25 protein-coding genes are annotated in these 23,726 nt (G+C 69.5%); 13 read left to right on the top strand and 12 right to left on the bottom strand.

Annotated features, from left to right (window positions below; genetic code table 11):
- From OG817_RS03385 to OG817_RS03370, 4 genes are all read left to right on the top strand, one after another.
- Window positions 1-1,257 (top strand): ArgE/DapE family deacylase, encoded by a 1,257-nt coding sequence (locus tag OG817_RS03385; RefSeq protein ID WP_406052059.1) that lies wholly within the window; start codon window positions 1-3, stop codon window positions 1,255-1,257.
- A gap of 16 nt (window positions 1,258-1,273) precedes the next feature.
- Window positions 1,274-3,871, top strand: coding sequence for an ATP-binding protein (locus OG817_RS03380; protein WP_406052057.1), 2,598 nt, complete (start codon window positions 1,274-1,276; stop codon window positions 3,869-3,871).
- 131 nt (window positions 3,872-4,002) lie between these two features.
- A complete protein-coding gene (locus tag OG817_RS03375; RefSeq protein WP_396396611.1) occupies window positions 4,003-4,722 on the top strand; it encodes an alpha/beta fold hydrolase in 720 nt (239 codons plus the stop codon).
- Window positions 4,719-5,498 carry an alpha/beta fold hydrolase gene (locus OG817_RS03370; RefSeq protein WP_406052055.1) on the top strand — a complete coding sequence of 260 codons (780 nt, stop codon included), beginning with the start codon at window positions 4,719-4,721 and terminating at the stop codon, window positions 5,496-5,498. Before OG817_RS03375 ends, OG817_RS03370 begins: the two co-directional genes overlap by 4 nt.
- 62 nt (window positions 5,499-5,560) lie before the next feature.
- Here the strand turns inward: OG817_RS03370 and OG817_RS03365 are convergent, their stop codons facing one another.
- Window positions 5,561-6,229 carry a DUF4097 family beta strand repeat-containing protein gene (locus tag OG817_RS03365; protein ID WP_406052053.1) on the bottom strand — a complete coding sequence of 223 codons (669 nt, stop codon included), beginning with the start codon at window positions 6,227-6,229 and terminating at the stop codon, window positions 5,561-5,563.
- 129 nt (window positions 6,230-6,358) lie between these two features.
- Window positions 6,359-7,204 carry an aminoglycoside phosphotransferase family protein gene (locus tag OG817_RS03360; protein ID WP_406052051.1) on the bottom strand — a complete coding sequence of 282 codons (846 nt, stop codon included), beginning with the start codon at window positions 7,202-7,204 and terminating at the stop codon, window positions 6,359-6,361.
- A gap of 70 nt (window positions 7,205-7,274) precedes the next feature.
- On the opposite strand from OG817_RS03360, the gene OG817_RS03355 reads away from it, so the two are divergent.
- The 4 genes from OG817_RS03355 to rsgA all read left to right on the top strand — a co-directional run bounded on the left by OG817_RS03355 (window position 7,275) and on the right by rsgA (window position 10,991).
- Window positions 7,275-8,003, top strand: coding sequence for a DsbA family protein (locus OG817_RS03355; RefSeq protein WP_406052049.1), 729 nt, complete (start codon window positions 7,275-7,277; stop codon window positions 8,001-8,003).
- Window positions 8,004-8,063: 60 nt separating this feature from the next.
- Window positions 8,064-8,642 (top strand): DoxX family protein, encoded by a 579-nt coding sequence (locus OG817_RS03350; RefSeq protein WP_406052048.1) that lies wholly within the window; start codon window positions 8,064-8,066, stop codon window positions 8,640-8,642.
- Between the two features lie 76 nt (window positions 8,643-8,718).
- Window positions 8,719-9,990, top strand: coding sequence for a 3-phosphoshikimate 1-carboxyvinyltransferase (gene aroA, locus OG817_RS03345; RefSeq protein ID WP_406052047.1), 1,272 nt, complete (start codon window positions 8,719-8,721; stop codon window positions 9,988-9,990).
- Window positions 9,990-10,991 (top strand): ribosome small subunit-dependent GTPase A, encoded by a 1,002-nt coding sequence (gene rsgA, locus OG817_RS03340; RefSeq protein WP_360444555.1) that lies wholly within the window; start codon window positions 9,990-9,992, stop codon window positions 10,989-10,991. The genes aroA and rsgA overlap by 1 nt, the downstream gene beginning before the upstream one ends.
- Here the strand turns inward: rsgA and OG817_RS03335 are convergent.
- Window positions 10,984-11,478, bottom strand: coding sequence for a DUF2231 domain-containing protein (locus OG817_RS03335; RefSeq protein ID WP_406052046.1), 495 nt, complete (start codon window positions 11,476-11,478; stop codon window positions 10,984-10,986). The two genes, rsgA and OG817_RS03335, sit on opposite strands and share 8 nt — an antisense overlap.
- Window positions 11,479-11,642: 164 nt before the next feature.
- Here OG817_RS03335 and hisN point away from each other — a divergent pair, with 164 nt between their 5' ends.
- Window positions 11,643-12,422, top strand: a complete 780-nt coding sequence (gene hisN / locus OG817_RS03330) for a histidinol-phosphatase (RefSeq protein WP_406052044.1) — start codon at window positions 11,643-11,645, stop codon at window positions 12,420-12,422.
- On the opposite strand, the gene OG817_RS03325 is transcribed toward hisN, so the two are convergent.
- The gene (locus OG817_RS03325; protein WP_406052042.1) at window positions 12,406-13,614 is read right to left on the bottom strand and encodes an RNA polymerase sigma factor; all 1,209 of its coding nucleotides are present in this window, start codon (window positions 13,612-13,614) and stop codon (window positions 12,406-12,408) included. The genes hisN and OG817_RS03325 overlap by 17 nt on opposite strands.
- On the bottom strand, window positions 13,607-13,954 hold the full coding sequence (locus tag OG817_RS03320) for a YciI family protein (RefSeq protein WP_406052040.1): 348 nt from the start codon (window positions 13,952-13,954) through the stop codon (window positions 13,607-13,609). Before OG817_RS03320 ends, OG817_RS03325 begins: the two co-directional genes overlap by 8 nt.
- A 113-nt stretch (window positions 13,955-14,067) precedes the next feature.
- On the opposite strand from OG817_RS03320, the gene OG817_RS03315 reads away from it, so the two are divergent.
- The 3 genes from OG817_RS03315 to OG817_RS03305 are packed head-to-tail and all read left to right on the top strand — an operon-like array spanning window position 14,068 to window position 17,114.
- Window positions 14,068-15,354 carry a pitrilysin family protein gene (locus OG817_RS03315; protein WP_360444570.1) on the top strand — a complete coding sequence of 429 codons (1,287 nt, stop codon included), beginning with the start codon at window positions 14,068-14,070 and terminating at the stop codon, window positions 15,352-15,354.
- Window positions 15,351-16,700: a M16 family metallopeptidase gene (locus tag OG817_RS03310; protein WP_406052039.1), complete on the top strand. Its 1,350-nt coding sequence runs from the start codon at window positions 15,351-15,353 to the stop codon at window positions 16,698-16,700. Before OG817_RS03315 ends, OG817_RS03310 begins: the two co-directional genes overlap by 4 nt.
- 54 nt (window positions 16,701-16,754) lie before the next feature.
- Complete coding sequence (locus OG817_RS03305) at window positions 16,755-17,114, top strand: DUF4190 domain-containing protein (protein WP_396396630.1); 360 nt, start codon at window positions 16,755-16,757, stop codon at window positions 17,112-17,114.
- Here OG817_RS03305 and OG817_RS03300 read toward each other — a convergent pair whose 3' ends face one another.
- From OG817_RS03300 to OG817_RS03280, 5 genes are all read right to left on the bottom strand, one after another.
- On the bottom strand, window positions 17,115-17,792 hold the full coding sequence (locus OG817_RS03300; RefSeq protein ID WP_406052037.1) for a hypothetical protein: 678 nt from the start codon (window positions 17,790-17,792) through the stop codon (window positions 17,115-17,117).
- A 26-nt stretch (window positions 17,793-17,818) separates the two neighbouring features.
- Complete coding sequence (locus OG817_RS03295; protein WP_406052035.1) at window positions 17,819-18,403, bottom strand: septum formation family protein; 585 nt, start codon at window positions 18,401-18,403, stop codon at window positions 17,819-17,821.
- Between the two features lie 153 nt (window positions 18,404-18,556).
- On the bottom strand, window positions 18,557-19,444 hold the full coding sequence (locus OG817_RS03290) for a DUF4190 domain-containing protein (protein ID WP_406052034.1): 888 nt from the start codon (window positions 19,442-19,444) through the stop codon (window positions 18,557-18,559).
- A gap of 39 nt (window positions 19,445-19,483) precedes the next feature.
- Window positions 19,484-19,909, bottom strand: a complete 426-nt coding sequence (locus OG817_RS03285; RefSeq protein WP_131516222.1) for a CBS domain-containing protein — start codon at window positions 19,907-19,909, stop codon at window positions 19,484-19,486.
- A 133-nt stretch (window positions 19,910-20,042) separates the two neighbouring features.
- Window positions 20,043-20,621: a dihydrofolate reductase family protein gene (locus tag OG817_RS03280; RefSeq protein ID WP_406052033.1), complete on the bottom strand. Its 579-nt coding sequence runs from the start codon at window positions 20,619-20,621 to the stop codon at window positions 20,043-20,045.
- Between the two features lie 146 nt (window positions 20,622-20,767).
- Here OG817_RS03280 and OG817_RS03275 point away from each other — a divergent pair, with 146 nt between their 5' ends.
- On the top strand, window positions 20,768-21,775 hold the full coding sequence (locus tag OG817_RS03275) for a hypothetical protein (RefSeq protein ID WP_406052030.1): 1,008 nt from the start codon (window positions 20,768-20,770) through the stop codon (window positions 21,773-21,775).
- Here OG817_RS03275 and OG817_RS03270 read toward each other — a convergent pair.
- Both OG817_RS03270 and OG817_RS03265 read right to left on the bottom strand, forming a co-directional pair.
- Window positions 21,765-22,574 carry an aldo/keto reductase gene (locus OG817_RS03270; RefSeq protein WP_406057655.1) on the bottom strand — a complete coding sequence of 270 codons (810 nt, stop codon included), beginning with the start codon at window positions 22,572-22,574 and terminating at the stop codon, window positions 21,765-21,767. The genes OG817_RS03275 and OG817_RS03270 overlap by 11 nt on opposite strands.
- A 56-nt stretch (window positions 22,575-22,630) precedes the next feature.
- On the bottom strand, window positions 22,631-23,626 hold the full coding sequence (locus OG817_RS03265; RefSeq protein ID WP_406052029.1) for an aldo/keto reductase: 996 nt from the start codon (window positions 23,624-23,626) through the stop codon (window positions 22,631-22,633).
- Window positions 23,627-23,726: the final 100 nt, after the last annotated feature.

Raw genomic sequence — 23,726 nt, 5'->3', positions numbered from 1 at the left:
ATGCTGAGTGAGGTGGAGCGACGGGTGCTGGCCGCGGTCGACGACCCGCGGGTGATCGAGGGTCTGCGTGACCTGGTGCGCATCCCGAGTGTCGACGGTACTCCGGCCGAAGGCGACGTCCAGGCGTGGTGTGCGGAGCGGTTGGCGGCGCTCGGTCTTATTGTCGACAACTGGCCGATCGACCTGCCGACAATCACCGCCGATCCGGAGTTTCCCGGCATGGAGGTCGCGCGGGACGAGGCGTGGGGTTGTGTGGGGGTGCTCGGTGGAGACGGGGCGCCGGGACTGATTCTCAACGGGCATGTGGATGTGGTGCCGCCGGGCGAGCTCGGGTTGTGGCCGGACGGCGATCCGTTCTCGGCATGGGTCGAGGACGGGGTGATGTGGGGTCGCGGTACCTGTGACATGAAGGGTGGCGTGGCCGCGATTCTCGGCGCGGTCGCGGCCATCGTTGCCTCGGGCATCGAGCTGCGCAAGCCGCTCGCGGTGCACACCGTGATCGGTGAGGAGGACGGCGGCGCGGGCGCGTTCGCGACCCTGAAGCGCGGCCACACCGGCGAGGCGTGCCTGATCGCCGAACCGACCGCGAGCTGTGTCATCCCGGCCAACGCCGGGTCGCTCACCTTCCGGCTGGAGGTCCCCGGGCTCGCGACGCACGGCTCGACCCGGACCCGCGGGGTGAGCGCGGTCGAGAAGTTCGTGGTGATCCAGTCGGCGCTGCAGGCGCTGGAGGCCGAGCGAAACCGCGATCCGCATCCGTTGCTGGCGCATCTCGAGCTGGCGAACCCGGTGTCGGTCGGTCGGGTCGAGGCGGGCGACTGGGCCAGCACCGTCCCAGATCTACTCGTCGCCGAGGGTCGGTACGGCGTACGCCTCGGCGAATCGGTGGCCGCGGCGCGGCATGCCTTCGAGGCGGCGATCGCCGAAGCGTGCGCGAAGGATGACTGGCTGCGTGAGCATCCTGTCGCGGTGAGCTGGCCGGGAGGTGAGTTCGCCTCGGGGTTGCTGACCGAGGGAGATCCCCTGCTGGCGGACACGGTGCAGGCAGCCACTGACGCGGGTGGCATGACTCCTGAGGTGAAGGGAGCGCCGTACGGCTCGGATCTCCGGCTGTACGCGGCGGCGGGGATCCCGACACTCCAGTACGGTCCCGGCGACGTGCGGTACGCCCACGCCACCGACGAGCACGTGCGTCTGTCCGAGGTCCTCCACGCGGCCCGCGCCTACGCCCTGCTAGCCGTCCGCCGCTGCGGCTGAGTGGTACAAATCCACCATGGGGCCGTTGCGTGGGCGTTCCGCGGAGCTCGGGCGGCTGCTGGACGCGCTGCGCGCAGCCGCTGAGGGGCAGTCCTCGCTGGCTGTCGTCACCGGCGAGCCCGGGATCGGCAAGTCGGCGTTGCTGGCCGCCACAGTCGAGCAGGCCGAGCGGCATGGCTTCCTGGTCGCCGGCGCATCCGCACAACAGACCGACAACATCAGCCCGCTGTCCTCACTCGCACCCGCACTCCGCGCCGGCAAGGAGCCGCTGGTCGACACAGCGCAGTTCATGGAGCTGGCCACCCTCAACACCCAGCCGCTCTGGCTCGCCGAGCGCTTGGCCGACCTCATCGGTCACCGGTTGGACGGCACGCCGGCTGTCATCGTGCTGGACGATGCGCAGTGGTCCGACCCGCTGACCGCCTTCGTACTCCGCGTGGTCGCGGCCCGGCTGGCCGACTCCCAGCTGCTCTGGCTCGTGGCCACTCGCCCGTCCCCCGGTGGCGTGACCGACCAGCTGACCGACGCCGTCCGCGGCCAGGTACCGATCCATGCCATCGCCCTCGCACCGCTCGCCGCGGAGGCCATCCAGGACATCGCCGCCGATCTCCTGAACGGTCCGGTCGACCCGTCCCTGGCGATCCAGCTGGCCGGTGTCCAGGGCATCCCGTTCCTCGCCGAACAGCTGATCGCCGGGCTGTACCTCGGCACCGCCTCGGACACGACCGGTCCGCTCCCGACCGGTCTGGTCGAAGGCGTACGGCGCCGTACCAGCGGACTGTCGGAGCTCACTAGGACGCTGGTGCGGACGGCCGCGGTGTTCGGCAGCGAGTTCCGGCTCGAGGACGTCGCCGTACTCATGGCCGAGCCGGTGGCCAGACTGGCCGATCCGCTCGAGGAGGCGATCCAGTCCGGGCTGCTCACGGATGCCGGCTCGGTACTGCGCTTCCGCCACGAGCTACTGCGGTCGGCTGCGCTGGCCGACGTACCTCCCTCGGCTCAGAGAGCCCTGCACGGGGCCATAGCCAGTCAGCTCATGTCGGCCGGTCGAGGAGCGGCCGCTGCGGCTCCGCACGTCCTCGCAGTCGCGCAGCCCGGTGATGCCCCGGCGATCGCGACTCTGCGCGAGGCGGCCCGCGGCCTGCTGGCGACCATGTCGACTACGGCCGCCGAGGTCATCCAGGAGGCGTTCGACCTCACCTTGGTCGACGACCCGCTGCGCGCCGAGGTTGGTGAAGAGGTCGTGAGCATCATCCTCGCGGCCCGGCAGTACGAGCGCGCCAAGGCCTTCGCGGACGACCTCCTCAGCGGCACCGTGCTCTACCGGGGTCCGATCACCCCCAGGCTCCAAGCCACCGTCCGCCTGCACCTGGCGCCGTACCAATGGCCGACCAACCGCCTGGACGTCCGCGACCTCACCGGCTCGGGCGCGGAGCCTCCGCTCGCCGAGCGCCTCGCGGCCTTCCGCGTGCTGGCCGGTGCAGAAGCGCCTGGCACGCCGGAAGACCCGGTTGCTCAGGGAGTGCTGTTGGTGGCCGCGGCGGAGGAGGATCGGGCGGCCGGGCGGTATGCGAGTGCCCTTGAGTACTACGTGCAGGCTCGGCGAGTGCCCGCTGGGCTGGGGAGCTTGCCGGATGCGTTGGTCGAGGTCGGCGAGCTGTACTGCCGGGCTGAGGTTGACGAGTTGCCGGGTGGGTTGGAGCGGGTGCGGGAGCTGCTGAGCGGCGGCGACTCGTGGGTGGCGCCGCAGTTGGCTGTGCTGCAGGCGCGGCTCGAGTACGCGTCCGGCAACTTGGCCGAGGCGGAGCAGGCTGCCAACACCGGACTGCGGTGGATGAGCCAGTTGCACGACAGCACGTTGGCTCCGGTGGCGCATCAGGTGCTCGCGCTGATCGCTCTGCAGCGCGGCAAGCTCACCCACGCACGGGAGCTCGCGGGGCACGACCCGACGATCAACGCCTTGCTCGCGGTCGCGGATGGCGATACCAAGGCGGCCGCCCGGTTGCGCGACGTACCGCCGGAGTTCCCCGAGCGGACCGATGTACTCGTCGAGGCGGGCGCCGAGGACCGGCTGGCAGAACAGGCGGCCGCTACCCCGTCGACAGCGCACCGCGGGGCGCTCGAACTGGTGGCTGCGGGCGACGACTTGGAGCGGCTGGCGGCGGCGACCGAGATGCTGCGTACGGCGCACCGGCCGTTGCTGCTGGCAAAGGCCGAGGAGCTGTACGGCGGCGCCGTACTGGAGTCCGGCGACCGCTCGACCGGCATCGCCACCCTCGAACACGCCCTCGACACCCTGACCACACTCGGCGCCACCGCTCCGGCCGGTCGGATCCAGGCGGTGCTCCAGGCAGCCGGAGTACGACGCCGCCGGTGGTCCGCCGTACCGCCGCGGGCTCAGGAGGGTTGGGACGCGCTCACCCCGATGGAGCGCCGGGTCGCGCTCCTGGTCGCCGAGGGTCATACCAACCGGTCCGCGGCCGAGGAGCTGGTCGTCTCCGCAAGTACCGTCGGCACTCATCTGCGGTCCGCGTTCGGCAAGCTCGGGGTCAACTCGCGCGTCCAGCTGACCCGTCTGGTGCTGGAGCGATTCACTCCTCCCCCGAACGCATGAGTTTTGGGTGCACCGCAGTCGTCCACGGCTGAGTTCACCGCTGGCAAGTTCCGCTGTTCGGTCGATCCGGCCGAGCGGGCCTGCGCGGTTTCCTTCTACTACCAAGCCAAACCTGAAGGAGATCGAGAGCAATGACCGACAAGACCCCCACCGTCGTCCTGGTGCACGGCGCGTTCGCGGAGAACTCCAGCTGGGCCGGTGTGATCGCCGAACTCACGAGTCGCGGCATCAATGCCGTGGCGGTCAGCAACGAACTGCGCGGTCCCGCGCTGGACGGGAGCCGTGTCGCCGCCCAGGTCCGCGAGATCGACGGGCCCGTCGTCCTGGTCGGGCACTCGTACGGCGGAGCGGTGATCACAGCCGCTGCGAACGAGGCCGACAACGTGACCGGCCTGGTGTACGTGGCCGCGTTCCTCCCGGACGAGGGCGAGAGCCTGCAGGACCTGCTCGGCAGCTTCCCCGCCAACGACTTCCCGGCCGGACTGGTGCCGCACACCCTGCCGACCGCCGAGGGCGGCGAGGAGACCTACCTGAGCATCGCGCTGGACAAGTTCCCGGCGCTGTTCGCCGCCGATGTCGAGGACGCGGACGTCCTGGCCCGGACCCAGAAGGCGATCGCCGCATCGGCGTTCGACGAGAAGGCCGGCTCGGCGAGCTGGAAGCGGCTACCGGCGCACGTCCTGGTCGCGACCGGCGACGAAGCGATCCCGCCGGAGGGTGAGCGCATCATGGCCGCCCGCGCCAAGGCCACCACCATCGAGGTCGACGGCTCGCACGCCGTGGCCGTCTCGCAGCCGAAGGCTGTCGCCGACTTCATCGCGACCGCGGTCGAGGCAGGTGCGGCCCGATGAAGCTCCGTCGCTTGGGTGCACTCCTCGCCACCGCCGCAGTACTGCTGACCGGCGCGACCACCGCCACCGCTCAGACCGAGCACAAGCCGAAGCCGACCATCGTTCTCCTGCACGGCGCGTTCGCCGACGGGGCTAGCTGGTCGGAGGTGACCGGCAAGCTACAGCGCGACGGGTACACCGTGGTCGTCCCCGCCGTGCCGCTCCGGGGGATAGCCGCCGACACGTCGTACCTGAGCGGCGTCCTCGCCGCGGTCCCGGGTCCGAAGGTCCTCGTCGGTCACTCGTACGGCGGCGCGCTGGTCAGCGAGCTCGCCGGGACCAGTGGGGTCAAGTCGCTCGTGTATGTGGCCGCGTTCATCCCGCAAGCCGGTGAGACGATCGGCGCGCTGAACGCGAAGTACCCGGGCAGCGAGCTCGGACCGGACACCACGAATGCGATCAGCTACTCCGGTGGCGTCGACCTCGTGGTGAAGCCGGAGGCGTTCCACCGGGTGTTCTCGGCCGACCTGCCCGCTCGGCAGGCCGCCGTACTCGGGGCCTCCCAGCGTCCGATCAACGCCGCCGCGTTCGACGAGCCGGTCGCGACAACGGCTCCGGCCGGTCTGCCGAAGTACGCCGTGATCCCGACCGGAGATCACGCCATCGCGCCGGCGGCCGAACTGTTCATGGCCGAGCGCGCCCACGCCAAGACGGTTGAGATCCCAGACGCGTCCCACCTGGTCGCCCTGTCCCACTCGTCAGCCGTCACTCAGGTGATCGAGCAAGCCGCGCGGTGACGTCGCGCGGCCCGCACACCACTGTGGCGTGCGGGCCGCGTCGGGTCCGTCGTCAATCGCGATCAGAGACTGCGGGCGACGATGTCGCCGACGGTGGTGGTCGCGCGGATCGTGAGCGGGGCGGTGTCGCCTTCGGCGTTCTTCAGCGCGTTGCTGATCCTGCCGGTGGTAGTACCGGCGTCCAGGGAGGCCGAGACTCCGGCAGCGGCGCCGACCTCCACCTCGCCGACGTCGGTGCGCAGTACGACCGCACCGCTCACGGCCTCGGCGATCCGGATGTCACCCTGGCTGGTGCGAATCTCCGCGGGCCCGTTGAGGCGGCCGACGGAGACGTCACCGGCGACAGTGGTGAGGCGGGCGCTCGCGACGTCCTCCAGGTCGATCGAGCCGTGCGCGCTCTTGACCGCGACGTCGCCGAACCGTCCGACGGCTCGGAGTTCGGCACTGGCCGCGTTCACCTCGACCTGGGAACCCGCAGGCAGGTGGACGGTCACCGCGACGGAGCCGGAAGGGCCGAAGTACTGGTTCTTGGCCGAGACCTCGATCCGCAGAACGCCGTCGCCGTACTCGACCTTGGCCTCCTCCGCCGCCTTGACGTCGCGGCCCTTCGAGGGGTTCGCCGGCAGGATCTCGACGGCGGTGTCGGCCCGGTCGGCGGCGATGAACTGAATGCGTCCCGCGGGGATGTCGAGGACTGCGGAGATCGGCTCGGGGGTGTTGTAAGTCGGCATGGTCGTACCTTCCTGATTCGCTGGTGACGAGTTGTTGATGAGACCAGCCTCGAAGACCGCGCTGACACTGGACGGCCACCGTGCTGACATGACGGACGAGCCGCTGTCAGCAGCCGAGCCGGTCGACGGTCACAGCAGGCGATCGAGGGCAGCTACACCGGCTGGGCCCCAGTGTGGTTTGCCGCCTGGCAGGCCCTTGTCGCCGTTGATTCCCATCGCGATCAGGAACATCGCCCGGACCACGGCCCAGCCGCGAGCCCGGCGTACCGTTGCCTGGTCCGGCTGGTAGCGCTCGAAGAACCGGGCCGCGGCCCCGGCCGGGAGCAGGATCCAGACGGCTGCGAGATCGTTCGCCGGATCGCCGGCGCAGATCTCACCGAAGTCCAGGACGCCGGCAAGGGTGCCATCGGCAACGACCACGTTGGCCGGGTGCAGATCGCCGTGCAGCCACACCGGCGGTCCGTCCCACTCCGGCGCCGCGATCGCGTCCTCCCACACCGCACGGATCTCGTCGCCGCGGCCGGCGTACGCTCGGACCTCGTCGGAGTCCATCAGTCCCGCCGGCAGACCGGTTCGGTCAGTGGCCGGCGCCTCGGCCGGCGCATCGGTGTGCAGCGCCTGCAGGAAGTCGACCAGTACGTCGGCCGCCTTCGGATCCGTGATCGGTGCATGGTCCGCGGGTTCTCCGTGGACCCAGGTGGTGATCAGCCAGGTGCGGGAGAAGCGGTCGGACGGCTCGCCGAGGCGGACCGGGACGGGGACGGGAAGCGGAAGACGGGCGGCGAGGCCGGGCATCCAGCGGTGCTCCTTCAGCAGCAGCTCCGGCGCCCCCTCGGTCCGTGGCATCCGGACCGCCAGGTCGTCCCCCAGCCGCCACATCTGGTTGCCCCAGCCGCCGACCACCTCCCGGAGCTCCAGTTCGGCCAGATCTGGATGCTGATCCTGCAGCAGGGCACGCACCAGTTGTTCGTCCATGCAGCGTCGGACGCATCACACTCGGGTCTGGTTGGGAATAGACCGCCGATCACGGTGAGTTGCTCGGAGTATGCGTATCGATGTGTGGTCCGACGTCATCTGCCCGTGGTGCTACATCGGGAAGCGGCGGTTGGAGCAGGCCCTGGAGTCCAGCGGCGAGAAGGCCGAGATCGTCTGGCACAGCTTCCAGCTCGACCCGTCCGCGACGAGCGACGATCCACGCGACCTGCCGACCCGGCTGGGTGAGAAGTACGGTCGCGACCGCGCGTGGGGTGTGCAGGCCAATGCCCAGGTGACCGAGATCGCCGCCGAGCTCGGCCTCGAGTACAACCTCGACCGGGCCAAGTCCGCGAACACCGTCGACGCGCACCGCGTACTTCACCTGGCCCGCGACCTGATGGCCGCAGGCGAGGTGCCCGCCGATACGCAGGACCGCCTCAAGGAGCGGCTGCTCAAGGCGTACTTCACCGACGGGCTCCCGGTCGGCGACCACGCGACGCTCACGCAGCTCGCCGAGGAGGTCGGCCTCCCGTCCGATCGGGTCCGCGAGGTGCTCGCGAGTACGACGTACGCCCAGGACGTCGCCGACGACCAGGCCCAGGCGCTGGCGTACGGCGCGAACGGGGTGCCGTTCTTCGTGATCGACGAGAAGTACGGCGTCAGCGGCGCGCAGCCGGTCCAGGTGTTCCAGGAGGCGCTGCGCCGGGCGAACGCGGACCGCAAGCCGGTGACGCTGATCACCGCCCCGGGCGCCGGCACCGACGACGCCGCCTGTGGTCCGGATGGTTGCCCGATCTGAGGCTGAACCGCGCAGGCTTGGGTACCGGACGGCGTACAGGACGTGGTGTATGAAGGAGGCATGACTGTCGTGCGTGCACTGGCCAGGCCACTGCTCTCGATGATCTTCGTCGCGCAGGGTGTGAACTCGATCCGGAACCCGGAGCCGCTGGTGCCCAAGGCCCAGCCGGTGACGGACCGCTTGGTGCCGATGGTGAAGAACGTCGCACCGGCGCAGATCGCTGACCGCATCCCCGAGACCACGGTGAACCTGGTTCGGCTGAACGGCGCCGTCCAGGTGCTCGGCGGTCTCGCGCTGGCCAGCGGCAAGGGCCGGCGGACGGGCGCCGCGGTGCTGGCCGCCACGCTCATCCCCGTGACGGTCGCCGGGCACCCGTTCTGGCAGGTGAAGGACAAGGAGGCCCGGGGTGTGCAGCGGATCCAGTTCATGAAGAACCTGGGTCTGTTCGGCGGTCTGCTGCTCGCCGCGGTCGACACCGAGGGCAAGCCGGGCGTCGCCTGGCGGGCCACCCACGGCGCGCGGGCGGCGAAGCGGGAGACCAAACGCGGCGCGAAGGCCGCGAAGCGGGAGACGAAGCAGTTGGCCCGTGAGGCCAAGCATGCCGCCAAACTGGCGAAGGCAGAACTGAACCTCGGCTGACCTCCCGGAAGGCTGGAAGGCCGTATCACCGCGATGCCCTAGGCTCAGGGCAGGAGTTCCGAGCCGAGGGAGTGGGATGAGCACGCAGCAGGGCTGGCCGGCACCGAAGGCCCAGGGACCGGTCAGTGGCCGGGTCACGGTGCCCGGATCGAAGTCGATCAGCAACCGTGCCCTCATCCTGGCCGCGCTCGCCGACGGCCCGTCGCATCTCACCGGTCTGCTCGCCGCACGCGACACCGCGCTGATGCGCGCCGCGCTCGTCTCACTCGGTGTCGGCATCGCGGACAACGGCTCCGCCGTGACAGTGACTCCGGGCTCACTCAAGGGCCCGGCGTCCGTCGACTGCGGTCTCGCCGGCACCGTGATGCGCTTTGTGCCGCCGGTCGCCGCACTGGCCGACGGCGTGGTCGAGTTCGACGGCGACCCGTACGCGCGCGAGCGCCCGATGGGCGTCATCCTCGACGCCCTGCGCGCGCTCGGCGTCCGGATCGACGACCAGGGCACCGGCAGGATGCCGTACTCCGTGTCCGGCGCGGGCTCGGTCCGTGGCGGGAAGGTGACGCTGGACGCGTCCGGGTCGAGTCAGTTCGTTTCGGCCCTGCTGCTCGCCGGAGCCCGGTACGACGAGGGCGTCGACATCCGCCACGACGGGAAGCCGGTGCCGTCCCAGCCGCACCTGGACATGTCGGTGGCGATGCTGCGCGAGCGCGGCGTCCAGGTCGACGACAGCGAACCGAACCGCTGGGTCGTTGCCCCCGGCCCCATTCGGGCGATGGACACCACGATCGAGCCGGACCTGTCCAACGCCGCGCCGTTCCTGGCCGCGGCGGTCCTCACCGCCGGCGAGGTCACCGTGACCGGCTGGCCGGAGCGGACCACGCAACCCGGCGGTCAACTCGGCGACATCTTCACGCGCTTCGGCGCGGAGGTGACTCGGACCGACGACGGACTGACGATCCGCGGCACCGGCCGGGTGCAGGGCGTCGACCTCGACCTGAGTGAGGTCGGTGAGCTGAGCCCGGTCATCGCGGCGGTGGCTGCGTTTGCGGAAGGACCGTCGTACCTTCGGGGAATCGCGCATCTGCGCAACCACGAGACGGACCGGCTGGCGGCGCTCGAGCACGAGTTCAACGCGCTCGGTGGGGACGTGACGCAGACGGCCGACGGGCTGGAGATCCGGCCGCAGCGCTTGCACGGTGGGCTTTTCGGGACCTACAACGACCACCGGATGGCCCACGCCGCCGCCGTGGTCGGCCTGCTTGTGGACGGGCTGGAGATCGAGAACATCGGGACCACGGCGAAGACCCTGCCCGAGTTCCCCGACATGTGGTCGGGGCTCACGAGCTGATGTCGCGGTACGACGAGGAGGCCCGGTACGACCGGCCGAAGCGCCGGACCCGGCCGCGGACCAAGGACCGCCCCTCGTACGACGACGCCGTCACCGGCATCGTGATCACGCGCGACCGCGGCCGCTACACCTGCTGGGTCGACGACCGGCAGGTGACCGCGATGAAGGCGCGGCAGCTCGGCCGCACGGGCGTGATCGTCGGCGACCGGGTCAGGCTCGCCGGAGACGCGAGCGGTGACGAGGGCTCGCTGGCCCGGATCGTCGAGGTTCTCCCGCGGACGACGCTGCTGCGCCGGTCGGCCGATGACGACGACCCGGTGGAGCGGCCGCTGGTGGCGAACGCGGACCAGCTCGTCATCGTCGTCGCCGTCGCGAACCCGGAGCCGCGGACCGGCCTGATCGACCGCTTCCTGGTCGCGGCGTACGACGCGGGTATGCGGCCGTTGCTGTGCCTGACGAAGACCGACCTGGCCGACCCGGATCCGCTGCTGTCGATCTACCGTCCGCTGGGGGTCGAGTCGGTGGCCACGCAGCAAGGCGGCGATCTGTCCGGCCTCCAGGAGCAGCTCCAGGACCGGATCAGTGTCCTGGTCGGCCACTCCGGTGTCGGCAAGTCGACGCTGGTCAACGGGCTGATTCCCGGTGCCGACCGCGCGATCGGCGTCGTCAACGAGGTGACCGGCCGCGGGCGCCATACCTCGACGAACACGCTGGTCCTCCGGCTGCCTGACGGCGGCTGGCTGATCGATACGCCCGGTATCCGTTCCTTCGGGCTGGCCCACGTCGACCCGGACAAAGTGATCGATGCCTTCCCCGACCTGGCCGAGGTCACCGAGTCCTGTCCCCGAGGTTGCACCCACACCGAGTCCGCTCCCGACTGCGGCCTCGACGAAGCTGTCGCCGAAGGCCGCCTCGACCCCGACCGAGTAGCGTCCTTCCGCCGCCTCCTGGCCAGCCGCGAAGGCCGCACCCAGGCAGTACCGGAGCAGGACCTTACTTAGGCGGAAGCTGACCCGTCCAGACGGCCTTGGCGCCGGCGTCGCCGGTGCGGATGGTCTGGTAGATGACGAGTACGCCGATGACGACAACTGCCGCGCTGGTGATCAGCTCCAGCGGTCGGCTCTTGGTTGCCTTGGCACCCTTTCCGCTGGCCAGCGACGACGGCCCGCTCAGCACCAGCACAGCGATCACAGCGATCACCGCGAAGGCCAGGCAGAACCAGAACAGCAGATTTCCGCGCTGCTCGTGCAGTTTGACTGGCTGCTGCAGCGACGGGACCGCGGCGACGAACGCCTCCCCGCTCTTCTTCGCCACGAACGCGCAGACCAGCGCCCCGAGCCCCAGCACCAACGCCGGCCAGCGCAGGAACCACCGCCACCGCGGCACGAGCGCGAAGACGATCAGGGTCAGGGCTGCGATCGGTAGCGCCACCACGGCCAGATGGATCACGAGCACGTGTAGCGGCAGGTCCCCGAAGCGCTCGAACATTGACGCCTCCTGGCAGTCATAGAACGTGGTCCGACTCTAGTAGCCCGCACGGGCTACTTACTGCACGTTCAATCACCCGATTGGGTTCAATTCGCGTCGCAACCGATCCGCAACGTTTGCGGACAGCCCGCCCGCTGAGCGGGGGAACGGGCTAGCCTTCCGGCATGCCCTCGCACACGGATGACCTGCGGCTCGCCCACATCCTGGCCGACGACGCGGACTCGACCACGATGGACCGCTACAAGGCGCTCGACCTACACGTGGCCACCAAGCCGGATCTGTCTCCGGTGAGCGAGTCCGACAGCAGGGTCGAGGACGTGATGCGCAAGACGCTGGCCCGGGCCCGGCCGCGGGACGCGTTCGTGGGCGAGGAGGAAGGCACCACCGGCTGGGGCGTACGGCGCTGGGTCGTCGACCCGATCGACGGCACCAAGAACTACATCCGTGGCGTCCCGGTCTGGGCGACGCTGATCAGCCTGATGATCGAGGACCAGGTGGTCGTCGGAGTGGTGTCGGCCCCGGCGTTGGGCAAGCGCTGGTGGGCGTCGTACGGCGATGGCGCCTGGACCGGCCGCGCGCTGATGTCCGCGCACCCGTGCCGGGTCAGCGACGTGAGCCGGATCGAGGACGCGTCGCTGTCGTACGCCTCGCTCAAGGGCTGGGAGAAGCTCGGCAAGAAGAACCAGTGGGCCGAGCTGATGGAGTCCTGCTGGCGCACCCGCGCGTACGGCGACTTCTGGTCGTACATGCTGGTCGCCGAAGGTGCGGTCGACATCGCCGCCGAGCCCGAGCTCAACCTGTACGACATGGCCGCACTGGCGATCATCGTCGACGAGGCCGGCGGCACGTTCACCTCGGTCGACGGCACCCCTGGCCCGAACGGCGCCAACGCCGTCGCCACCAACGGCCGCCTGCACGACGAGGTCCTCAAGCGCCTCGAGTGATGCGCCGTTGCAGGAACTCCGCCTCCACGGCGTTGCTGGTGAACGCCAGCGCCTCCTCGTACGCCGCTCGCGCCTCCTCCCCCCGCCCGGTCCGCCATAACAGCTCCGCCCGCGTGGAGGCGAGATACGGGTACGTCGACAGCGCCGGATCGTCGGTCAACTCCACCAACGCCGCCTCGGGACCGGCGACATAGCTCAGCGCGACCACTCGGTTCAGCGCCACGACCGGAGACGGCCAGCGCGCCAGCAACACGTCGTACAACCCGAGGATCTCCGCCCAGTCGGTGTCCTCCCAGCGCTCGGCCTCGGCATGGACGGCAGCGATCGCCGCCATCAGCCCGAACCGGCCGACCGACCGGCTCAACGCCTCCCGCACCAGCGCCAGCCCCTCATCGATCAGCTCCCGGTCCCACAGCGAGCGATCCTGGTCCTCCATCAGCACCAACCGCCCGCCGTCGTCGACCCGCGCGGCCTGCCTGGCCTCCGTCAGCACAAGCAGCGCGAGCAGACCCGCCGCCTCCCCGCTGTCCGGCAGCAGCAACCGCATCATCCGAGCGAGATCAATCCCCCGCCGCGCGAGGTCCGGCCGCGTCAGCCCTTCCCCGTCCGCCGCCGTGTGGCCGGCCGTGTAGACGAGATGGACGACGTCCAGCACCGCGTCGATGCGCTCCGGCAGGTCCGGCCGCCGCGGGATGCGGTATGGGATTCCCGACCGCGAGATCTTGTGCTTGGCCCGGGTGATCCGGGCCTGCATCGTGGCTTCCTTCACCAGGAACGCCCTCGCGATCTCCGCCGACGACAACCCGCACACCAGCCGCAGCGTCAACGCGATCTGCGCCTCCTGAGCCAGCGCCGGGTGGCAGCAGGTGAACACGAGCCGCAACCGATCGTCCGGGAACACCCCGTTGGAGTCCTCGACCGGATCCGGCATCAGCAGCGGGAGCTTCCGCTGCGCGACGTCGGCCCGCCGCCGCAACTCGAGCGCGCGCCGCGTTGCGACGGTCGTCAGCCACGCCCCCGGCCGCCGCGGCACGCCCTGCTCGCGCCAATGCACCAACGCCTTGGCGTATGCGTCCTGCACGCAGTCCTCGGCCAGATCCAGATCGGCCGCGACGCGTGCGGTGGCAGCGAGGACGAAGGCCCACTCGCTCGAGTGGGCCTCCGCCACCGCCGCGGAGACCGAGTCAGCCACCGTTGATGATCGGGCGTACCTCGACGCCACCCATCGGGGACGGAACCTGCTTGGCGATCGCGAGCGCCTCGTCCAGGTCGGCCGCCTCGATGATGTAGTAGCCGCCCATCACCTCCTTGGTCTCCGCGAACGTCCCGTCGGTGACGACGTACCCACCGCTGCCGTCAGACCGGATCGACGTCGCCGTAGTGCTTCCGTCCAACTGCCCGCTGCCGCGCAGCGCCGGACCGTTGGCCTCCGCGAAGGCCTGGTGGTTCTTGTGGTTCTGCTCCGTCACCGACGGCTCCGCCGCGTCCCACTTGGCCTCGTCGTCGTAGATCATCACCAGGTACTTGCCCACTGATGTCACCTCTCTCATGGTCTGTCGGTTCCAGCATTCACCACTTCGATGCGCGACCCCGGCGCGGATCGACACCACCGGCGGAGAATTTCCGGACCACGTAGGGTGGCGGCATGCCCTTGACCTACCCCATCGCGGAGCAGACGCTGGACAACGGCTTACGCGTCGTCGTCAGCTCGGACCGCGCCGTCCCGATCGTCGCGGTGAACCTCTGGTACGACGTCGGATCGCGCCACGAGCCGACAGGGCTGACCGGGTTCGCGCACCTGTTCGAGCACCTGATGTTCCAGGGATCGCGCAACGTCGCCTCCGGTCAGCACTTCAGCCTGCTGGAGAACGCCGGCGCCAGTCTGAACGCGAGCACGTTCTTCGACCGGACGAACTACTTCGAGTCACTGCCGAGCGGCGGTCTGGACCTCGCGCTGTGGCTCGAGGCGGACCGGATGGGCTACCTGCTCGACGCGGTCAACCAGGAGAACCTGGACAACCAGCGCGACGTGGTCAAGGAGGAGAAGCGGCAGAGCTACGACAACCGCCCGTACGGCGACTCGTACGAGCGGCTGGTCCGGCTCCTTTTCCCGGCGGACCACCCGTACGCGCACATGACGATCGGCTCGATGGCCGACCTGGACGCGGCGTCGGTGGAGGACGTGCACGCGTTCTTCCGCAAGTACTACGGCCCGAACAACGCGGTCCTGACCATCGTCGGCGACGTCTCGGTGGAGGACGCCTTCGACGCCGCCAAGCGGTACTTCGGTCACCTGCCGGCGATCCCGCAGCCGCCGGCCGCCCCGGACGGCACGATCGGACCGCTCACCGAGGTCCACCGCGACGACGTGGTCTCCGACGTACCGTCCGACCTGATCACGATGATGTTCCGGCTGCCGATGGACGGGACGCCGGAGCTGGACGCGGCCGGGCTCGCGCTCGACGTCCTCGCCGCCGGGCAGAGCGGCCGGCTGAACCGGCGGCTCGTCCGCGACGAGCAGATCGCGCAGTCGGTCTCGGGCGGTGCGCTGCCGCTGATCGGCGGGGTGTCGTTCGGCACGCTGACCGGCATCGCCTCCGACGGCGTGGACCTGCAGAAGGTCGAGGACGCGCTGCTCGAGGAGGTCGAGAAGCTCGCCGAGAACGGCGTCACCGAGGACGAACTGGCGACCGTGCAGGCACAGGCGGAGCGGGACTGGCTGGAGCAGTTGTCCACCTGCGCCGGGCGGGCCGACGAGATCTCCCACCACGCGCTGCTGTTCGGCGATCCGAACCGGATCAACACCCGGATCGACCAGGTCCGTGCAGTGACCGTGGAGCAGGTGCAGGCGGCCGCGGCGCAATGGATCCGCGCCGCCGGACGTGTGCAGGTCGCCTACCGCCGGTCGGAGAACGCAGGAGAGCAGGCATGAACCAGGTTCTGACCACCCCACCGGCCGTCGGTGCGCCGCGCCCGTGGACATTCCCCGAGGCCACCACGACGACGACCAGCACCGGCTCGCCGGTCCACGTCTTCGATCGCCCCGGCCAGTACGTCGCCACGGTCCGCGTGACGATCGCGATGCCGCTGATCGCCGAACCGCGGGAGCTCGAGGGCGTCGCCACGATCATGTCCCGCACCCTCGACGAGGGCACCGAACTGCATTCGGCCAACGAGTTCGCGGCGGCCCTGGAGCGGCACGGAGCGGCGTACGGCGTCGATGTCAGCTCGGACGCCTTGCACGTGGAGATCTCGGTCCCGGTGTCGCACCTGGCGCCGGCGGTGCAACTGCTCGCGGAGGCGGTCACCCGGCCCGCGTTCAACCAGGCCGACGTCGGCCGGCACGTGACGATCCGGCTCGGCGAGATCAACCAGGAGCGCGCGAACGCCGCCTACCGGGCCCGCGAGGCCTTCTCGGGCTACCTGTTCGACCCGTCGACGCGGCGGTCCCGGCCGACGGCGGGCACCCCGGACACGATCCGCCCGCTGACCAACACGCAGGTCGCCGACTTCTACCGGCGCAACATCGGCCCCGAGCGCGCGCAGATGCTGTTCGCGGGAGACGCCACCGGCGTCGACGTGGCCGGCATCATCGACGAGGCCTTCGGTGGCTGGACGTCGACCGCCAGTACCGCGCTGGACACGCCGGAGCCGCTGTACCTCGTGGGCAACCGGGTCGTGCTGGTCGACCGGCCTGGATCGGTCCAGAGTCAGCTGCTGATCGGCTGCGCCGGACCGGACCGTCGCGACCCCGCGTGGGGTGCGGCCGCGGTCGCGAACCACGTCGTCGGCGGCACGATCACGTCCCGGGTGGACACCGTGCTGCGCGAGGAGAAGGGCTACACCTACGGCACGCGGACCAGCTTCGCGGCGCCGCGCAAGGGTGGGACCTTCAGCCTCGGTGGCGCCGTCCGCACCGAGGTGACCGGTGCCGCGATCGGTGACGCGCTGCGGATCCTGCGGCAGGCCCGCGACGGGCTGACCGAGCAGGAGGTCCAGGAGGCGAAGGACAGCCTGATCCGGACCGCCCCGCTGCGGTACGAGCAGGCCGATTCCGTCGCGCAGCAGGTCGGCAGCAACATCGCGAACGGCGTACCGATCGACTTCGCCGACACCTACCTGACCCAGATCGCGGCCACCACCGCGGCTGAGGCCACCGAGGCCTACCGGCGGTATGTGGGAACCGACGGGCTACTGGTCGTCGTCGTAGGGGAAGCCAAGGAGGTTCGTCCCCAGCTCACCGGGCTGGACCTGGGTGAACTGATCGACGTGAGCTGAGGACGGCCGTTGCTCCTCTGCTTGGCGCCTGGCCCTGAGTAGAGGAGCACGATGATGTCGTTCGCCGAACGTCCCACCGACGCGACGGACCGCACGCACACCTTCTGGCCGGCGTACCCGGTCCAGCCTGGCTTCCCGGACCGGCCGGCGTACGGCATCCTGCAGGACCACTCGCAGGCCACCGTCTCGCTGGTCCTCGGCGCGATCGCGCTCTGCACCGGCTTCGTGTTCCTCTCGCCGGTGGCCTGGTGGCTCGGCAACCAGGCCCTTGCCGAGATCGACGCCTCCCCTGGCGTCTACAACAACCGCGGCATGGCCCAGGCCGGCCAGATCTGCGGCATCATCGGCACCGCCCTCCTGGCCCTGGTCATCCTCTTCTTCGCGGCCATGCTCCTCATGCTCTTCGCGACCTGATCACTGCGGCACGACCAGGCACGTGACCGTCCGGTCGTCCTGTCGCCAAGCGTCCTCGCTCGGCCGGAGGACGTAGACGCGTGACGGCCGGTTGACCTGCTCCTTCGAGGCGACCCACCGATTCCAGCACCCCTGCTCCGCAGGTTTCCGCATCACCTCGTCGCCGAGCCACGGACCGTCCGGCACCGCGAACCGGGCGAACACCCTGCCGCCGTTGGGCTGATCGCACGGCTTGACCACCACGTCCCTGACCTCCCCCTGCGGCAGGTCCCCGACACAGTCACCGACCTCGAGGTTGCTCCCCGGCCCAACCGGCTCTCGCGCCGTGTGCGCCGCTGAGTCCGGATCGATCCGGTCCAGGAAATGATTGAGGATCCTCAGGTCGACAGAGATCCAGACGGCAGCGATCACGAACCCGGTGATCGCGATCCGCGCGCCCTGCTCGCCTCTCTTCTTCGCCTGGTCCATCGCCTTGATCCCGAGCGGGATGCTGACCGGGACAAGTCCGAGCACGGCCAGGACGAGCGACAGCACCGCCTTCCTGTTGGTCGGCCTGAGCCCCGCCGAGACCAGCGGCATGTTCGGGAACGGCGGTGGCGGGCCGGGTTCCGGTTCCGGGTTCCCGGCCGGCGGCCGGGCACTGTATTCCGGGAACTTCGGCTCTCGCGGATGATTCATGTCTCCCCCAGAAGTGTGTGTTTTTCCTACCTCGGTGTGAGCAGGCAGGTGACACCGCGGTCACCGAGCCGCCAGCTGTCCACGGTCGGCCCGAGGATGAAGATGTCCGACGGATCGGTCGCCTGCTTGTTCGACGCAGACCAACGCTCCCAGCAGCCGTCGTCCATCTTCTCGTCCACGGTCTCGCGTCCCGGCCAGCTGCCAGGCGGGAAGGTGAACACGGCGAACACCCTGCCGCCGTTCGGCTGCTCGCAGGGCGTCACGGTGACCTGCTTGACGGACCCTTCCTCCAGGTTCGCCACGCAGTCGCCGACCTTCAGGTCCTGCGGTCGCGTGGTCGTGGCCGCCGTCACCTGCCCTGACGCCACATCCCGATCCGGCGACTCGCCGTTGGTTTCGGCCCACACCACAATGCCCACGATCCACAGCCCGGACACCGCCAAGGCGGTGAACGCCTTTCCCTTGCCGGTCTGATTGCGGTCCGCGATCCGGACCAGCGCGGCGATCGCCATCGGGATGCTGAGCAGGACAGCGCCGAGGCATCCGAGGACCAGCGCCACCATCGCCAACGCGCTGCTTCCACCCGGTGGCAGGCCTTCGATCGGCCGCATGTTCGGGAGCGGCCCGTCGCCACCGCGCTTGCGTCGCGCGCCGCGCCGCGGTCCCCCTTCGCGCCGCTGGTCTCGGTCGGCGGGCGGGCGGCGTACTCGGGGAACTTCGGGTCTCGCGGATAACTCATGTCTCCCCCCAGGAGCGTGTTGTTGCTACTTCGGCGTGAGTAGGCAGGTGGTGCCGCGGTCTCCCAGGCTCCAGCCGTTCTCGGTCGGGTGCAGGTAGAAGATGCTGGAATCCGCGGAAGCCTGCTGCTTTGACGCCTTCCAGCGGTCGGTGCAGCCCTTCTCGGCCGACGTCTGGACCGCTGTCAGTCCCGGCCAGTCCCCCGCCGGCAGGTCGAAGACAGCGAACACCTTGCCGCCGTTCGGCTGATCGCACGGGACGACCTTGATGTTCGCGACCTCGCCCTCGTTGATCTCGCTCACGCAGTCGCCGACCCGGAGCTTGTCCGGCCGGGTGTTCTGCGTCGTGGTGACCTGTCCGGAGGCGTCCCGATCCGGTTCACCGTCACCGAACACGGCGATCGCGACCACGATGCCGACCAGCCAGAGACCGGAGACCGCCAGCCCGGCGATGGCCAGACCTTTGCCCTTCTGGCCCTTCTTCGGGATCTGGGTCAGCGCGACGATGCCGAGAATGATGCTGATCAGGATGCCGCCGAGCACCCCGAAGATCAGCGACAGGATCGCCGGCACGCTCGTCTTCTGCGGCTGCCCCGGGTACGGCCCGGGACCGGGCATTCCGGGGTACGGCGCCTGCCCGCCGTACTGCGGTCCGGGGTATTGCTGCCCCGGGTACGGCTGGCCCTGGTACTGCTGCCCCTGGTACTGCTGGCCCTGGTACGGCGGTTGTCCCGGGTACCCGGGTTGCCCGGGACCTGCTTGGCCCGGCCCCGGCTGCCCGGGCCGCTGCGGTGCGCCGTACGGGTTCTGCTGCGGTGATCCGCCGTACGGAGGTTGTTGCGGTGTGCCGCCGTACGGGGGCTGCCCGGAAGACGGCGTACCGGAGTCACCGTCCGTGGGATGTGTCGGATCCATGCACGGACTGTAGTCCCCCGCCAGGGGCTTCCGGGTCGATCAGCTGGAGATGTAGTTGGACAGCTGCTCCCGCTCGAACTCGAGCTCGCCGATCCGGGACTTCACCACGTCACCGATGCTGACCAGTCCGGACAGGGCCCCGTCGACCACGACCGGCACGTGCCGGATCCGGTGCTCGGTCATCAGCCGCATCAGGTTGTCGATCAGTTCGTCCGGCGTACAGGTGCGGACCTCGGCGGTCATGATCGCGCTGACCCGGACGTCGCCCGCCTCCGGGGTGCCGTTCCACAGCCGGACGATGTCGCGCTCGGAGACGATGCCGGCCACCGACGACCCGTCCGGGCTGACCACGACCGCGCCGATGTTGTGTTCGGCCAGCAGTGCGAGCAGTTCGGTGACAGTGGCTTCTGGGGAGATGGTGACGACCTGGTTGCCCTTGCCGCGCAGTACGTCGTTGATCTTCACGGAGCCTCCTGCAGATCGAAGGACCAATACACCAAGGTAGCGAAATCCACCCCAATCCGGCAGCCCTCGCCTGTCACCCCCCGTGACAACGATGGACAACCAGTCACAGGATTTCGTGGGGCATCGGACGGACTCAAACGTGCAAGGTTGGCCGGTAGACGAGCTCTTGGGTGTGACCGTCCAGCGTCCGGTGCTCGAGTAGCTCGAGGTCGAAGTCGGACGCCCCCTGGAAGATCGGGTCCGCTCCGGTCTGACCGGCGATCACCGGGAAGATCGTCACCTGCACGCGGTCGACGAGACCGGCGGCCATCAAGGCCCGGTTCAGCGACAGGCTGCCGTGCGAGCGCAGCGGTACGTCGGACTCCTCCTTGAGCCGGGCAACGATGTCGAGGGCGTCGCCGTTCGCGACCGTCGCGTCCGGCCAGTCGAGCGGTCCTCGGAGCGTGCTCGACACCACCGTTGCCGGGAGGTGCCTCATCCGGGTGACCCAGGCGTCACGTACTTCGGACTCCTCGGTGCTCGAGGCCAGCATCTCCGCGAAGGCCCGATACGTGGTGGCCCCGAACACCATCCGCTGTCCCCCGCCGTACGAGGCGAACCGGTGCTCGAGCAACTCCGGGCCTTGCTTGCCCCAGTAACCACCCCAGTCGCCACTGTGGGCGCCAAAGCCGTCAAGGCTGGCAAAGACGTCGAAGGTGTAAGTCGCGCTCATGATGCTCTCCTCGAGTACGGTGGGCGCCCCTGATAGGCAGCCGCTCACCCCTCCCACGAACACCCCGGCCCCCATCCGACATCACCTTCCGAGTTTCTCCATCCAGCTGACGAAGCGTGACCGGCGGTCGCACGTAAGGTTGGGGGGTGAGCTTCATCGTGCCGGGCCAGGGGAAGAGGAACGAAGAGGTAGCGCGCTCCGAGGCCGGTGCTCCGCCTTTTACTCCTGGGGCGACGGACTTGCCGGCGTTCGAGGAGCCGCCGGAGGTTGCGGTTGCCGGGTGGCCGGAGGAGCTGCAGCAGGTGGTGCAGGACGACTTCCGGCGTACGAGCGCACTCGCCAGCTACCGCTGGAAGACCGCGGACACCGCGCTGCAGGACGTCGTACGCGGGTTGGACGACCTGCTCGACCTCGTCGCCGAACGGGTCCAGGCCGGAGAGCCGAAGCGGTCCCGGCGTCAGACCAAGAAGTCCACTCAGGGGACGGCCGCGGCCGCGTTGCTGGCAGAGCTGCCGTTCGCGGACGTGGCGGATCTGCTCGGCATCCCGGCCGACGAGATCGACGACATCCTCGCGCTCGCCACCCGCCGGTCGCGCGCGGATCGCCGTACGGCGCTGCGAGCCATCAAACAGCTCCGCGCGCAGCTGCAGCACATCGAGATCACCAAGGACCACTCGCGCCTCAGCCGGCTGTTCAGCTTCATCGTCAGACTCTTCCTGGTGCTCGGCACCGCGGTCGGGTCGCAGTCGGTCTCCGAGTTGGTCGCGGGCGACTCGCAACTGGACGCGATGATTCAGACCGGGGTCGGCGCGCTGGTCGCGTTCGCGCTCGAACGCTCAACGGCGGCGCTCCGCGACGCGTGGCACGAACGCGAGCCCGCCACGGTCGCAGCCGAAGCCCACAAGGGTGTACTCAAGGCGCTCGCGGACGCGGCCCCCGCCGACGACAACGAGCGCACAGTCTGGGCCTTCCGGATCCTCGTGTGTTCGGCCCGCGCCTGGGTCGCGTGCTTCCAACTGGAATGGACCTTCACCGAGAAACTCGAGTACTGGCAGGTGCTCGACGAAATCCCGGAAGCGATCCGCACCGACTCCGCTGACACCCTCCGGACCCTCCACCAACGCCTGGCGGCACTCACACCGCCTAAGCCCTGATCGCAAGGTCTTCTTCGTAGGCGGTCTGGAGGTCTTCGTCCCAAGGCTCGGACTCGGCGGCGAGCGAATCGAGGACGGTCTCGGGGCGGGTTGCGCCCGAGATCACCGACAGGACGGGAGACGATGCGAGGAGGGCGCGCAGTTGCAGGCGCTGCCGGGAGACGCCGCGTGCGGCTGCCATCGCCGCCAGACGTGGCGCCTTCGACGAGGAGCGCAGCGGCGAGTAGGCGAAGAACGGGACCTGGCCGGCCTCGCACCACGCGAGAACCTCGGCTGACTCGCGTCCCATCGCACTGTGCAGATTCTGTACGGCGTCAACTCGAGCGATCGCGGTCGCGCGTTCGAGATCGGCCACGGTGACGTTCGACAAACCGATCCGGACCAGCTTGCCTTCGTCGCGAAGAGCCGCCAGGGCCGAGATGCCCTCTTCGACAGGTTGTTCGGCGAGGTCGACCCGGTGCAAGTAGTACAGCTCGAGACGCTCGCCTCCGAACACCCGCAGACTCGTCTCCACGTCCGCCCGGATCCGGCCGGCGCTGATGTCCGCGTCCCACGTGGTCGCGCCCGTCCGCGAATGGCCGCCCTTCGTCCCGACGATCACGCCCGTACCACGAGCCGCTTCCGCCGCAAGCTCCTCGCCGTACAACGGCGCATCGACCTGGGCATACGCCCGCGCAGTGTCGAGAATCGCCGTACCCGCAGCGATTCCGGCCCGGATCATCGCCAGATCAGCAGCCCGATCCCGAGACACCATCGACAGCCCAGCAACCCCAAGCCCAACCCGCCCAACAAGCTCCACCACCACGCCTCCAACCAACCACGTCCTCTGCCGAGAGCGACACTACGACGGATCGGCTACAGGTTGGTCTGGGCCTCGAGCTCGTCCGGGTAGCGGCCACCCTCGATCTCGATCTGCGCCGACGCCTCGGTGAGTTGAGCCACCTCGTCGGTGGACAGTGTGACGTCGGCTGCGGCGATGTTCTCCTCCATCCGGTGCAGCTTGGTCGTGCCGGGAATCGGGACGATCCACGGCTCCTGGGCGAGCAGCCACGCGAGCGCGATCTGCGCCGGCGTGACCTCCTTCGCGGTCGCGAAGGATTGCACCAGCTCGACCATGGCGATGTTGTGCTGCAGGGCGTCGGCGCCGAAGCGCGGAATGCGTGCCCGCAGGTCGTTGTCCTTGTCGAAACTGCTCGACGTACTGAGAGTTCCGGTGAGGAATCCCTTGCCGAGTGGGCTGTAAGGGACGAACCCGATGCCGAGTTCTTCGCAGGTGGCCAGGACCTCCTGCTCAGGACGTCGCCACCACAGTGAGTACTCGCTCTGGATCGCTGTCACCGGCTGTACGGCGTGGGCGCGACGGATCGTGCCGGCCGCTGCCTCGGACATCCCGTAGCGCTTGACCTTGCCGGCCTCGACCAGCTCCTTCACCGCCCCGGCGAACTCCTCGATCGCAACGTCCGGGTTGACCCGATGCTGGTAGTAGAGGTCGATCGCGTCGACTCCGAGCCGCCGCAGCGAGCCCTCGACGACGCCGGCGAGTTGGTCGGGGCGCAGCATCCGGCCTCGCGGCTTGCGTTCCACCGGATCGATCTCGGATGCGAACTTCGTCGCGATGGTCACGCGGTCCAGGTACGGCGCGAGCGCCTCGCCGACAAGCTCTTCGTTCGCGTGCGGGCCGTAGATCTCCGCGGTGTCGAAGAAGGTGACACCGCGATCCACGGCGGCGTGCAGCAGCCTGATCATCTCCGGCCGGTCGGGTCGACCGCCGTAGCCTCCGGTCATCGTCATACAACCGAGCCCAACGGCCGAGACCGTCAGGCCGCCACTGCCAAGGGTGCGTTCGTGCATGGTCTGTTCTCCTGATTCGCTGGTGGCTGCCCGGGACCTTCGCCGTACGGCGTCCAGTCAACGCGGATCGATCGATGCGCGGGAGGTCGGGCTGAACCGG

Source organism: Kribbella sp. NBC_00889, from assembly GCF_045207705.1.
GTDB lineage: Bacteria > Actinomycetota > Actinomycetes > Propionibacteriales > Kribbellaceae > Kribbella.
Note: the sequence above shows the minus strand (reverse complement) of the source record. Positions and strands in the feature narration are given on the sequence as shown.